Source organism: Streptomyces sp. NPDC057302 (assembly GCF_042667685.1).
Classification (GTDB): Bacteria; Actinomycetota; Actinomycetes; order Streptomycetales; family Streptomycetaceae; genus Streptomyces.
On record NZ_JBHUZJ010000134.1, the window covers coordinates 1 to 13,141 of the forward strand.

Below are 13,141 nucleotides of genomic sequence, written 5' to 3' on the forward strand. Positions count from 1 at the left end.
GGTCAGAAACGTGATCGCGGCGGACCTGCCCGCCTTTTCGGCCGGTACGACACCGTCGTTGACGGCCTCCATCACGGCGAACAGGATCCCTTCGAGTACGTAGCCGAGCGCCCGCGTGGGCAGCGGCGACACGAACGTGCCCTCGTCCAGGCCGCGTTGCAGCGTCTCCATGCCGGACTCGTGGACGCTGCCGAGCCGTTCGCGGATGCTGCCCATCGTGACGCTCCGATGGGAGAGCGTCAGCAGCAGGCGGTAGCGGTCGGCGACGTCCCAGACGGCGAGCAGCGAACCGGCGACCGCCTCGGCGGGGTCGTCGATGCCCTCGCGGCCCGCGGTGTGCGCGCTCTCCACCGCCTCGACGGCCCGCTCCACGATCGCGTCGATCAGCGCGTCCCGGCTGGGGAAGTGCCCGTACACGGTCCGTCGCACCACGCCCGCGGCGCGCGCGATCTGGTCCATGGACGCGTCGGGGTCGCGCAGCACCTCGGCGACGGCGACGTCGAGGATGCGGCGGCGGTTGGCGTCGGCTCGGACGCTGCTCGCGGGGCGGGGGTTCATGGCCCCATTCTGCCCACTCGCGCGCACCCCCGTTCACCCACTTGCACACTGCTGTGCAATATCGGGTATGTTGCACAGCAGTGTGTAGTTACACAAGCTTGTGCAATACGGGATGGGTGAAATCCAGATGTCTCTGCTGATCAAGGAACCGGTCGAACGGATGGACCGGCCGTACGCCCGCCGCTGGTGGGCCCTCGGCGTGCTCTGCCTGAGCCTGCTGATCGCCGTGATGGCGAACACCGCGCTGACGGTGGCCGCGCCCGACATGACCATGGACCTCGGCCTCTCCAGCTCCGATCTTCAGTGGGTCATCGACGCCTACACCGTCCCGTACGCCGCGCTGATGCTGCTGCTCGGCGCGATCGGCGACAAGTACAGCCGCAGGGGCGCGCTGGTGCTCGGCCTGCTGATCATGTCCGTCGGCGCGGGGGCGGGCGCGCTGGTGGACAGCTCGACGGCGGTCATCGTGGTCCGTGCCGTCATGGGTGTGGGCGCGGCGCTGATCATGCCCGCGACGCTCTCGCTCCTCGCCGCGACCTTCCCGCGCGCGGAACGGGCCAAGGCGATCACTATCTGGGCGGCCACGTCCGGCATCGCCATCGCGGCGGGCCCGCTGATCGCGGGCGCGCTCCTGCGGGACAACGGCTGGCACTCGACGTTCCTCATCAACATCCCGGTGGCGGTCCTCGCGATCATCGGCGCGTTCGTCCTCGTACCGCCCTCCAAGGCGGCGCGGCACGGCCGGATCGACTACGTGGGCGGCCTGCTCTCGGTCGTCTGGGTGGGCTCCCTGATCTTCATGATCATCGACGGTCCGCACTTCGGCTGGGGCGTCCGCGCGATCTCCGCGGCGGTGGTGGCGGGCCTCGGCCTGATCGCCTTCGTCGTCTGGGAGCTGAAGCACCCGCGCCCGGTCCTGGACGTACGCAAGTTCACCCAGCGCGGCTTCGCGGGCTCGAACCTCGCCGTGGCGCTCTTCTTCCTCGCGGTGTTCGGCGCCTTCTACTACCTGACCCAGCACCTCCAGTTCGTCCTCGCGTACGACCCGCTGCAGACCGGCGTCCGCATGCTGCCACTGGCCGGCGCGGTCTTCGTGGGCTCCGCGGTCACCGGGATCCTCGCGCCGCGCATCGGCGGCAAGGTCATGGTGGTGGCGGGCATGGTCGGCGGCACGGTGGCGCTCGCCCTGCTCACGCAGATCGAATCGGGCTCCACGTACGCCGACTTCGTGGCACCGCTGGTCATCCTCGGCCTGTCCCTGGGCTTCGCGGTCTCGCCCTGCACGGACGTCATCATGGGCGCGTTCCCCGAGTCGGAGCTGGGCGTGGGCGGCGCGGTGAACGACACCTCGCTGGAGCTGGGCGGTTCGCTGGGGATCGCGGTCCTCGGCTCGGTCCTCGCCGGTTCGTACTCGTCCAAGCTGGCCGACGAGACTGCGGGCAGCAAGCTTCCCGCCTCCGCGCTCGACACGGCCCAGGACTCGGTGGGCGCGGGCAACGGCGTGGCGCAGGGCATCGCCGAGCAGGCACGCGCGCTCACGGAGAAGGCGGCGAAGGCTTCGTCGCCCCAGGAGGCGGCGCAACTCAAGGCGCAGGCACAGGAGCTCGCCGGGGGCGCGCACCAGATGGCTGATGCTGTCGGCTCGGCGTTTTCTGGCGCGGTGGCCCATACCAGTTTGATCGGTGCGGTGATTCTTGGGGTGGGGACTGTGGTGGTTGCTTTGCTGTTGCCGGGGCGGGGGAAGGGGGGTCGGGTGGTGGCTGGTGCGGGTGCCGCCGGGGCTTCGGAAGCGGGGGGCGCGGGGGCTTCGGAAGCCGGGGAGTCCACTCGGTCCGCGGAGGCGGCGGAGGCCGCGGGGCGGCGGTAGTTGGGGGCGGGTTCTTCGGGTGCGGCGGCGTTTCTGGCTGTGCCGCCGCTTCGCGGCGGATTGTCAGGTGCGGCGCCGTTTCTGACCGCGCCGCCATTTCCCGGCGGATTGCCGGGTGCGGCGCCGTTCCTGCCTGGGCCGCCGCTTCGCGGCGGATTGCCCCCACCCACCCACCCGTTCACCCCGTAGGTGGCTTCAGATGTAGGAACAGCTACGTTCGCCGCAGGGTAATCGGGTGGGTGGGTGGGAAAGATCCGCCGCGAAGCGGCGGAGCGGTTGGGCGGCGGGGTGGTGGGCGATAGCCTCCCGCGGGGCGGCGGGGCGGCGGGGCGGCGGGGCGGCGGAGCGGTGGGCGGTAGCCTCGTGGTCAGAAACACGGGGGAGAGGGGGCGGATCATGGGGGCCAAGCCCATGCGTGCTGCTGTTGGGGAGATGTGGATCAACTGCCAGGTCTGCAAGGGGGACCTGTTCCGCGACAGAGAGGTCAAGCTCAACAGCTCCGGCATGGAGTTCATGAACCTGGCCTGGGCGAACGAGTCGGCCACCGGCCTCATCTGCTGGCGATGCGGCTACGTCCACCTCTTCGTGAACCGTGAACTCCGGTTGTACCGCGCGGACAAGTGACATCGGCGACCGGCGGCGGCGACGGCGACAGTGACAGCGGCTGCGTCGCCTGCGCCCTCGCAGCCGGCACCCGCCCCCTCCCCGGCGGCACCCTGCTCCGCACCACGCACTGGACCGTCGAGCACTGCGTAGGCCCCCTCGGCATCGGCACCCTCGTCGTCAAACCGCTGCGGCACATCACCGGCGTACACGAGATGAGTGCGGGGGAGAGCGCGGGGCTCGGGCCCCTGCTGGCCCGGGTGACCTCCGCTCTGCGCGCGGCGGTCGGCGGTGAGTGCGAGCAGGTCTACGTCTGTCTCTGGTCGCACGCCGGGCGCGTGCCCGGTCATATCCACTTCGTCGTGCAGCCCGCCCGTACCGCCGACATCGACCGGCACGGCGACGCGTACGGACCCGCCCTCCAACTGGCGATGTTCGCCGAGGGCACGGAGCCGGAGCCGGGGGCCGTGGAGGAATTCTGCGCGCGGATGCGGCGTGCGCTGGATGAGGATTCCGCCATCTAGGTGGGCGCGTGCGCAAACCGTTGACTGTTATTCAAACCTGCCAGTAACTTCAGCGTTGTACCACCGAACTCCGCCAAAAGCCGCTGAAGCCTGCCCCAACTCCCTTGCCCAGCACGGCTGTTGGCGCCTGCGGCGTGCCCGCTCCTCCCCGGGACCGAACCCCCCATCGGATTCAAAGGAGTCTCCAGATGGCGATCCGCACCCGCACCCCCGGCACCTCCCGTACCCCCCGCACCCGCACCCTGCGCCTGGCGGCCGCACTCGCCGCCGTCGGAACCGCCACCCTCGGCCTCGCCGCCCCCGCCCAGGCGACCGGCGGTGACCCGCTCGACTACGTGGCACTCGGCGACAGTTACAGCGCCGGGTCCGGAGTCCTGCCCCTCGACCTGACCGCGCCGCTCCTCTGCGCACGCTCGACGGCCAACTACCCGCACGTAGTGGCCAAGCGCACCGGTGCCAAGCTCACCGACGTGACCTGCGGCGGAGCCCAGACCAAGGACTTCGCGGGGTCGCAGTACCCCGGTGTCGCCCCGCAGCTCGACGCCGTCGACGCGGACACCGACGTCGTGACGCTGACCATCGGCGGCAACGACAACAACACCTTCATCGGCGCGATCCTCGCCTGCGGCTCCGCCGGTGTGCTCTCCGGCGGCAAGGGCAGCCCCTGCAAGGACGCCAACGGGGACAAGTTCACCAAGGAGATCGACGCCAATACGTACCCGGCGCTGAAGACCGCCCTGCGAGCGATCAAGGCCAAGGCCCCGCACGCCCGCGTCGGCATCCTCGGCTACCCGTGGATCGTGCCGGCCAAGGCCGACCCCTCCTGCTTCGCCAAGATGCCGATCGCCACCGGAGACGTCCCCTACCTCCGCGATCTGCAGACCCACTTGAACGATGCCGTGCGGCGCGCCGCCTCCGAGACGGGCGCCACGTTCGTCGACATGGCCGCGGCCTCGGAGGGACACGACGCCTGCAAGGCGCCGGGCACCCGCTGGATCGAGCCCGTCCTGTTCGGCACGAACTTCGTCCCGGTCCACCCGAACGCCCTGGGTGAGAAGGGGATGGCCGATCAGGCCATCGGCGTACTGAAGCTCGGCTGATCGTCTGGTCGCCTGGTCGCTTGGTCGTCGGGGTCGGCTGCAGGGGCCCAACTGCCCCTGCATGCTTACCTTTTCCTCAGTAGCTGACTAATTAGTCGGTACTTGTGAGGAATCGCGTGTCCGCCAAGCATGGTCGTCATGACGAACCAGAGCCTCAATACTTCCCTTTCGACAGACACCACTGACACCACTGACACCGCTGACGCCACTGTCACTGTCCTCGGCCTGGGCGCCATGGGGCAGGCCCTCGCCGGCGCCTTCCTCAAGGCCGGTCACCCCACCACCGTCTGGAACCGCACGCCGGGCAAGGGCGACGACCTGGTGGCCTCGGGCGCCGTGCGCGCCGCCACCGCCGCCGAGGCGGTCCGCGCCTCGGACGTGGTCGTGGTCTGCCTCTACGACTACGAGGTCTCGCGGGCCGTGCTCGGCCCGCTCGCCGCGGACCTGTCGGGCCGCGTCCTGGTCAACCTCACGTCGGACACCCCGGAGCGCTCGCGCGAGGCCGCCGCCTGGGCCGCCGGGGAGGGCATCGCCTACCTGGACGGCGCCATCCTGGTGCCGGTCACGGTGATCGGCAGCGCTGACGCGCTGCTCTTCCACAGCGGCCCGAGAGCCGTGTTCGAGCGGCACGAGAGCACGCTCAGGGTGCTCGGCGGGAACACCGTGTACCTCGGTGAGGATCACGGCCTCGCCGCCGTCTACGACAACGCGCTGCTCGACTTCTTCTGGACCAGCATGTCCGGTCTCGTGCACGCGTTCGCGCTGGCCGGGGCGGACGGCGTGAAGGGGGCGGAGCTGGCGCCCTACATGAGCGCCCTGCTCTCCATCTTCCCGGCGGCCATCGAGTCGACGGCGGTCGAGGTCGACTCCGGCGAGTATCCGGGCGAGCAGGCCCCGCTCGTCACGGAGGCCGCCAACGTCGACCACGTCATCCACGCCTCCGCGCACCGGGGTCTGGACGTGGCTGCCCTGAACGGCATCAAGGCGGTCCTGGACCGGGCCATCGCCCAGGGGCACGGCGCGGACGGCTGGACGGCCATCGTCGAGGCCATCCGCACTCCGGAGGCCATCCGCACCCCGGAGGCTCGGGCCCACTCCCTCTGAGCCGCACGCTGGCCTTGACGCCTACGTCAAGGATTACCGTCGTAGGCATGCGCATCGGCGAACTTGCGGAGCGGGCCGGCACCACCACGCGGACGCTTCGGTACTACGAGTCACGGGGACTGCTGCCCGCCCGTCGCAGCGGCAACGGCTACCGCAGCTACGACGAGGACGACGTACGCCTCCTGGAGCAGATCAGGACCTTGCAGGACTTCGGGTTCGATCTGGAGGAGACGCGGCCGTTCGTGGAGTGTCTGCGGTCGGGGCATCCGGCGGGGGACTCCTGCCCCGCGTCACTCGATGTCTATCGCCGCAAGCTCGGTGAACTCGACTCGCTGATCAGTGAGTTGAGTGCGGTGCGCGAACAGGTCGGTGCGCAGCTGGTGCGCGCCGAGGCGGCGGTTCCGGGGGGCCCGGACCCGCAGTGCGAGCTGACGGGCTGAGAGGGAGAGCGGACATGGGGATGGTCAAGGCGGACGGTGTGGCCGAGGTGACGGACGCGGACTTCGCGGGGGAGGTGCTGGGGGCGGATCTTCCCGTACTCGTGGAGTTCGGAGCGGAGTGGTGCGGGCCGTGCAGACAGCTCGCGCCGGTGCTCGGTGAGATCGCGCGCGAGGAGGCGGACCGGCTGAAGATCGTGCAGGTGGACGTGGACCACAGTCCGCAGACCGCGATCGCGTACAACATCCTCTCGGTGCCGTCCCTGCTGGTGTTCCGGGGCGGCGAGCCGGTGAAGTCCATGGTGGGCGCCCGGCCCAAGCGCAGGCTCCTCGCCGATCTCGCAGAGGCCGAGGTGCTGTGACCGTACGCAGGCCATAGGCAGAGAAAGAGAAATGCCCCGGACGAATTGACGTCCGGGGCATTTCTTCGCGTATATTGGATCCTTTCGCGACCCCATGCCCATTTGGGCAGACCGGAATCGCGAGAATCTGTATAAGAGCACTGTAACTGGCGAGGGGCTGAATTGTCAACCGAGGAATTGCGGGAAGAGCAGCAATTCGTCTCCGGGCTGTACGCGCGCCTCGACGCGCTGCGCGAGGAGGCTGAAGCCGCCGTGCGGGCATCGTTGACGCAGGTCGGCAATGGTCTGCAGGCCCGGCTTGAGCGTGACGTCCTGGTGGCCGAGCGGTCCGGACTGCTGGCCGCCTTCGACGCGGGAGAGAACGGCCTCTGCTTCGGGAGGCTGGAATTCCGCGACGGCCGTGATCACCACATCGGACGCATCGGAATCCGCGCGTCCGACATCGAACGCACCCCACTCGTGATCGATTGGCGTGCCGATGTCGCACGCCCCTTCTATCTCGCGACCGGTCATACGCCGATGGGGCTGCGCAGGCGCAGGCACATCACCACGGAGGGCCGCGACGTCACGGCCCTGCACGACGAGATCCTCGACCTCGGCGACACCACCCGCACCGGGCACGAGGGCGCGGACGCCGACGAGGTGCTGCTCGCCGCGCTCGACTCGGCCCGCACCGGGCGCATGCACGACATCGTGCAGACCATCCAGGCCGAGCAGGACCGCATCATCCGCGCCCCGCACCACGGCGTCCTCGTCGTCGAGGGCGGACCCGGCACCGGCAAGACGGTCGTGGCGCTGCACCGCGCCGCCTTCCTCCTCTACGCCCACCGCCAGCTGCTCGCCAAGCGTGCGGTCCTGATCGTCGGCCCGAACCCCGCCTTCCTCGGCTACATCGGCGAGGTCCTGCCCGCGCTCGGCGAGACGGGCGTGCTGCTCTCGACGGTCGGCGAGCTGTTTCCCGGCGTGAGCGCCACCGGCACCGACACCCCCGAAGCCACCGAGGTGAAGGGCCGCGCCGAGATGGCGGACGTGCTCGCCGCCGCCCTGCGCGACCGGCAGCGGACCCCCGAGCCCGGCGCCCCGGTGATCATCGAGCACGACGACGGCGACCTCGTCCTGGACTGGACGATCGCCCACGAAGCACGCGAGGCGGCCAGGGAAGCGGACGTCCCGCACAACCTCGGCCGCCCGCACTTCGCCTTCCGCGTCATCGACATGCTCACCGAGCAGCTCGCCGAGCGGCTCGGCGCCGACCCGTACGGCGGCCCCAACTTCCTGGGCCCCGACGACATCGCCCAGCTCGGCAAGGCGATCGCCGCGAGCCCCGAAGTGCACGCGGCCATCGAGGAGCTGTGGCCGCAGCTCACCCCGGAGGCGTTCCTCACGGACTTCCTGGAGGAGCCGGCGCCGTATCTGCCGGACGGGGACGCCGAGACCGTGCGGCGCCCGCGCGGCGGCGACTGGACGGCAGCCGACGTGCCGCTGCTCGACGAGGCGGCCGAGCTGCTCGGCAACGACGACAGCGCGGCCAAAGCGATGGCGGAGGCCGAGCGGGCCAAGCAGATCGCTTACGCGCAGGGCGTGCTGGACGTCTCGTACGCCTCACGGACGTACGAGTTCGAGGACAAGGACGACGAGGACTCCGAGGTCCTGCTCGCGCACGACATCATCGACGCCGAGCGCATGGCCGAGCGCCAGGAGGAGGACGACTACCGCAGCGCCGCCGAGCGTGCGGCGGCGGACCGGACGTGGGCGTTCGGGCACATCATCGTGGACGAGGCGCAGGAACTCTCCGCCATGGCCTGGCGGTTGCTGATGCGCCGCTGCCCGACCCGCTCGATGACGCTGGTCGGCGACCCCGCGCAGACCGCGGAGGCCGGCGGCTGCGGCTCCTGGGAGACGATCCTGTCCCCGTACGTCGAGGACCGCTGGGAGTACACCCGGCTCGGGGTCAACTACCGCACACCGGTGGAGATCATGGACGTGGCCGCCGAGGTGCCGCGCGTGGAGCACCCCGACTTCCGGCCGCCCAGCTCGGTGCGGTCCACGGGCGTGGTGCCGTGGGCGCGCCGCTGCGACGATCTCGCCGCCGGCGTGGCCGACGCGGTGGCGGCCGAAGCACGGGACGACGGCCGCCTCGCGGTGATCGCCCCTCGCGAGCTGCACGACGAGCTCGCCGGAAAGCTCCCCGGTGTGACGGCCGGGGAGGCCCCGGACCTGACGCGGGCGGTCGTGCTGATCGACCCGCGTCAGGCGAAGGGCCTGGAGTTCGACACGGTCCTGGTCGTGGAGCCGGGCCGCTACGGCACGAGTGACCTCTACGTGGCCCTGACCCGGGCCACGCAGCGGCTCGGCATCCTGCACGCGCAGGAGCTGCCGGTGGCGCTCAAGCAGGTCGCAGCCACACCGTAGCCAGCGGTGGCAGGGTGAGGCGCAGGGACGCGGGGCGGCCGTGCGACGCCACCGGCTCGGTCTTGACCGGGTCCGGGTTGGTGACGTCGCCGCCGCCGTAGCGAGCCGCGTCCGTGTTCAGGACCTCGTGCCAGGCGGTGAACTCGCCGGGCACGCCCAGGCGGTACTCGTGCCGCACCACGGGCGAGAAGTTGGAGATGGTCAGGAGCGGGGCGCCGTCCGTCTCCTCGTCCCCGTAGCGCAGGAACGCGAAGACGTTGTCCTCGGCCGCGTCGCCCTCGACCCAGGCGAAGCCGCCGGGGTCGGTGTCGCGCTGCCACAGGCAGGGCTCGCGGCGGTAGACGGTGTTCAGGTCGCGTACGAGATCGCGTACGCCCCGGTGGTCGGCCTCCGCCCCGTACGCGGGATCAAGGAGCCACCAGTCGGGTCCGTGCCCCTCCGCCCACTCGGCGCCCTGCGCGAACTCCTGTCCCATGAAGAGGAGTTGCTTGCCGGGGTGGGCCCACATGAAGCCCAGGTAGGCGCGGTGGTTGGCGCGCTGCTGCCACCAGTCGCCGGGCATCTTCGACACCAGGGACTTCTTGCCGTGCACGACCTCGTCGTGCGAGATCGGCAGGACGTAGTTCTCGCTGTAGGCGTACACCATCGAGAACGTCATCTCGTTGTGGTGGAACTTGCGGTGCACGGGCTCCTTCGACACGTAGTCGAGCGAGTCGTGCATCCACCCCATGTTCCACTTCAGACCGAAGCCGAGCCCGCCGAAGCCGCCGGGACCCTGGTGGTGCGTCGACCGGGTCACGCCGTCCCACGCCGTGGACTCCTCGGCGATGGTGACGACGCCGGGGGCGCGGCGGTAGACGGTGGCGTTCATCTCCTGGAGGAAGGCCACGGCGTCGAGGTTCTCGCGGCCCCCGTGCACGTTCGGGGACCATTCGCCGTGCTCGCGCGAGTAGTCGAGGTACAGCATCGAGGCGACGGCGTCGACGCGCAGGCCGTCGATGTGGAACTCCTCGCACCAGTAAGTGGCGTTGGCGACAAGGAAGTTGCGGACCTCCTTGCGGCCGTAGTCGAACTCCAGGGTGCCCCAGTCGGGGTGCGCGGCCCGGTCGGGGTCCTCGTGCTCGTACAGCGTGCGCCCGTCGAACTCGGCGAGCGCCCAGTCGTCGCGCGGGAAGTGCGCGGGCACCCAGTCCATCAGGACGCCGATCCCCGCCCGGTGCAGGGCGTCGACGAGGAACTTGAAGTCGTCGGGGGTGCCGAGGCGGGCCGTGGGCGCGTAGAACCCGGTGACCTGATAGCCCCAGGAGCCGCCGAAGGGGTGCTCGGCCACGGGCATCAGCTCGACGTGCGTGAACCCCAGATCGGCGACGTACGCGGGCAGCTGCTCGGCCAGCTGACGATAGGTCAGACCCGGCCGCCAGGAGGCCAGATGCAGCTCGTACGCGGAGAACGGTGCCTGGTGGACGGGCAGCTCCGCCCGCTGCGTGAGCCACTCCTCGTCGTGCCACTCGTGGTGCGACTCGTGTATGACCGAGGAGTTCGCGGGCGGGGTCTCCGTGCGCCGGGCGAGCGGGTCGGCGCGCAGCGTCTTCGAGCCGTCGGGCCGGGTGATCTCGTACTTGTAGAGCTCGCCCTCGCCCACCGACGGCACGAACAGCTCCCAGACGCCGGTGCCGCCGAGCGAGCGCAGCGGGAATCCGGTGCCGTCCCAGAAGTTGAAGTTCCCCACCACGCGCACGCCCAGGGCGTTGGGCGCCCATACCGTGAAGCGCGTCCCGGTCGCCCCCTCGTGCACCATCGGGCGGGATCCGAGCGCGTGCCACAGCTGCTCGTGCCGGCCCTCGCCGATCAGATGCAGATCGAGCTCGCCGAGCGCGGGCAGGAAGCGGTACGCGTCGTGGATCTCCAGCTCGGCGTCCTCGTACGTGAGGTGCAGCCGGTAGTCGTCGGGAATCTCCCGCAGCGGCAGCACCCCGGAGAAGAACCCCTCCCCGTCGTCCTGGAGCTGCGCCCGCAGGTCCTTGGCGACGACGGCGACGGAGAGCGCGTACGGCCGCAGCGCGCGGAACGCGATGCCTTCGGGCACGACGTGGGCGCCGAGCACCCCGTGCGGGTCGTGGTGCGTGCCCGCGAGGAGGCGGGCGCGGTCGGCGAGGGGGACGGGCGACGTGGGGCGGCCGCTCTTCCTCTGTTTCTGCCGGGGACGCTCGGGCTCCGGCGCCCGGACGGCGGGCACCGGCTTCCGCTTGCCCTTCTTGCTGGCATCGTCGGACGGTTTGCGCGGCTGCGGGCGGGGGGTCACGGGGGCGCCTCCTCGGCGACGGCGGTCAGTGGGCTTCGGTGGCGGGGCCGTTCGTGGAGAGGCGTTTGATCGCGGCGAGGGGGACGGGCAGCCAGTCGGGGCGGTGGCGGGCCTCGTAGAGGACTTCGTAGACCGCCTTGTCCGTCTCGTAGGCCCGCAGCAGCACGGGGTCCATGCGGGGATCGCGGCCGGTGACCTCCGCGTATCCCGTGCAGAACGCGGCCCGGCAGTCGCCCGCCCAGTCCGGCGCCCACGGATCGTGCGAGCGCGCCGCGTAGTCGAAGGACCGGAGCATGCCCGCCACGTCACGCACCGGCGGCTGCGGCATCCTGCGCTCGGAGAGCGCGCGCGAGGGCTCACCCTCGAAGTCGATGAGCGACCACTCCCCGGCGGGCGAGCGCAGGCACTGCCCCAGGTGCAGGTCGCCGTGGATGCGCTGGGCCGTCCAGTCGGCCTCGCCGCGGCCCAGGTCGGCGAGCGCCTCGAAGGTCGTGTGCAGGGCGGCGGCGTACGGCTGGAGGGCGGGCACCGCCTTGGCCGCCGCGTCCAGGCGGTCCGCCATGCCCCGGGCGATCAGCTCCACCTGGGCGCGGCCCAGCGTGACGGAGGGCAGCGCGCGGGCGAGCGCCAGGTGCACGTCGGCCGTCGCGCGGCCCAGCGCCCGTGCCTCGCCGCTGAAGTCCCGGCCCGCGGCGAGCTCCCGCAGGGCCAGCTCCCAGCCGTCCGCCGTGCCCTTCAGATAGGGCTGGAGCACACCGAGGACGTGCACCTCGTCCGTCGCGTCCACTCCGTCCCCCAGGAACCAGGCGGCGGGCGCGGGCACCTGCGCACAGCCCTCGCGGGCCAGCATCAGGGGCAGTTCCAGGTCGGGGTTGGCGCCGGGCACGATGCGGCGGAACAGCTTCAGGATGAACGTGTCCCCGTACACCAGCGAGGAGTTGGACTGCTCGGCGGCGAGCACGCGCGGGGCGAGGTCGTCACCTATGTCCTTGCGCGGGTCGCGCTCGAAGCGGAGCTTTCCGACCCGGGCCTGCATCCGCAGCGCCTCAAGGAGAAACGTGGACATGCGGGCGTCGTGCAGCGCTTCGTAGACCGTGAACCCGGCGAGAGGCCCCTGGGTCACATGCCCGATCAGCGCGGGCGCCAGCCGGGTGGGCAGCTCGCGCCGTACTCCCAGGAGGAGTTGGTAGCAGTCGGCGGGCGGCGAGGGCGCACTGCCGCCGATCTGTTCCGGCAGGAGCGGCTGCCGGACCCGTACGAGCAGGTGGAGCAGCCCCAACTCCGCGGTCGGCGGCAGCAGTTCGGTCACGCCGACCAGGATGAAGTCGGTGATGGGGCGGCCTTTGCCGGCGAACCAGCGCTGCCGGGGCAGCCACGCGCGCAGCAACGGATCGAGCGAGGCGAGCAGCGCGTCCGTGGTGATGCCCGGGCGGGTGACGGCTTCCGACATGGCGTCGCGTCCTTTCCGCGGTGCGGACAAGGGAGGAGTGCGGGAGTGCCGGTCGTGCGGGAGAGTGCCCAGGGCGGGGCGGTGGAAACCGCCCCGCACAGGAGTAGCAGGGGTGGAGCCTACGCCGCGTCCCTGCGCAGCCGGAACCAGTAGAACCCATGTCCCGCCAGTGTCAGCAGGTAGGGGAGTTCGCCGATGGCCGGGAAGCGCACCCCACCGATCAGTTCCACCGGGTGGCGGCCGTTGAAGGTCTGCAGGTCCAGCTCGGTGGGCTGCGCGAACCGCGAGAAGTTGTGCACGCACAGCACCAGGTCGTCCTTGTACTCGCGCAGGAAGGCGATCACCGCCGGATTGGACGAGGGCAGTTCGGTGTAGGAGCCGAGTCCGAAGGCGGGGTTCTGTTTGCGGATCTCGATCATCCT

At 70.8% G+C, this 13,141-nt stretch carries 12 protein-coding genes; 8 read left to right on the top strand and 4 right to left on the bottom strand.

Annotated features, from left to right (window positions below; all coding sequences use genetic code 11):
* On the bottom strand, positions 1–558 hold a 558-nt coding region (locus ACFUPX_RS42645; protein ID WP_383334883.1), incomplete at its 3' end, for a TetR/AcrR family transcriptional regulator.
* Between the two features lie 127 nt (positions 559–685).
* On the opposite strand from ACFUPX_RS42645, the gene ACFUPX_RS42650 reads away from it, so the two are divergent.
* The 8 genes from ACFUPX_RS42650 (at position 686) to ACFUPX_RS42685 (ending at position 8,967) form a co-directional block, all read left to right on the top strand.
* Positions 686–2,425: an MFS transporter gene (locus ACFUPX_RS42650; protein ID WP_383334885.1), complete on the top strand. Its 1,740-nt coding sequence runs from the start codon at positions 686–688 to the stop codon at positions 2,423–2,425.
* Between the two features lie 411 nt (positions 2,426–2,836).
* Positions 2,837–3,049 (top strand): hypothetical protein, encoded by a 213-nt coding sequence (locus tag ACFUPX_RS42655; protein ID WP_383334887.1) that lies wholly within the window; start codon positions 2,837–2,839, stop codon positions 3,047–3,049.
* The gene (locus tag ACFUPX_RS42660; protein WP_383334889.1) at positions 3,046–3,552 is read left to right on the top strand and encodes an HIT family protein; all 507 of its coding nucleotides are present in this window, start codon (positions 3,046–3,048) and stop codon (positions 3,550–3,552) included. The genes ACFUPX_RS42655 and ACFUPX_RS42660 overlap by 4 nt, the downstream gene beginning before the upstream one ends.
* Positions 3,553–3,740: 188 nt before the next feature.
* Positions 3,741–4,652 (top strand): SGNH/GDSL hydrolase family protein, encoded by a 912-nt coding sequence (locus tag ACFUPX_RS42665; protein WP_383334891.1) that lies wholly within the window; start codon positions 3,741–3,743, stop codon positions 4,650–4,652.
* A 138-nt stretch (positions 4,653–4,790) separates the two neighbouring features.
* Entirely contained in the window at positions 4,791–5,756 is a 966-nt protein-coding gene (locus tag ACFUPX_RS42670) for an NAD(P)-dependent oxidoreductase (RefSeq protein WP_383334893.1), read from the top strand.
* Positions 5,757–5,803: 47 nt separating this feature from the next.
* Entirely contained in the window at positions 5,804–6,196 is a 393-nt protein-coding gene (locus ACFUPX_RS42675; protein ID WP_383334895.1) for a MerR family transcriptional regulator, read from the top strand.
* Positions 6,197–6,216: 20 nt separating this feature from the next.
* Positions 6,217–6,555, top strand: a complete 339-nt coding sequence (trxA, locus tag ACFUPX_RS42680; protein WP_383334905.1) for a thioredoxin — start codon at positions 6,217–6,219, stop codon at positions 6,553–6,555.
* Positions 6,556–6,717: 162 nt separating this feature from the next.
* Positions 6,718–8,967: a HelD family protein gene (locus ACFUPX_RS42685; protein ID WP_383334897.1), complete on the top strand. Its 2,250-nt coding sequence runs from the start codon at positions 6,718–6,720 to the stop codon at positions 8,965–8,967.
* Here ACFUPX_RS42685 and glgB read toward each other — a convergent pair.
* The 3 genes from glgB to ACFUPX_RS42700 all read right to left on the bottom strand — a co-directional run.
* Positions 8,942–11,269: a 1,4-alpha-glucan branching enzyme gene (glgB, locus tag ACFUPX_RS42690; protein WP_383334899.1), complete on the bottom strand. Its 2,328-nt coding sequence runs from the start codon at positions 11,267–11,269 to the stop codon at positions 8,942–8,944. The genes ACFUPX_RS42685 and glgB overlap by 26 nt on opposite strands.
* Before the next feature lie 25 nt (positions 11,270–11,294).
* The gene (locus ACFUPX_RS42695; protein WP_383334901.1) at positions 11,295–12,719 is read right to left on the bottom strand and encodes a maltokinase; all 1,425 of its coding nucleotides are present in this window, start codon (positions 12,717–12,719) and stop codon (positions 11,295–11,297) included.
* Between the two features lie 119 nt (positions 12,720–12,838).
* Positions 12,839–13,141, bottom strand: a 303-nt coding sequence (locus ACFUPX_RS42700; protein WP_383334903.1) for an alpha-glucosidase C-terminal domain-containing protein, incomplete at its 5' end; no start/stop codon positions are given.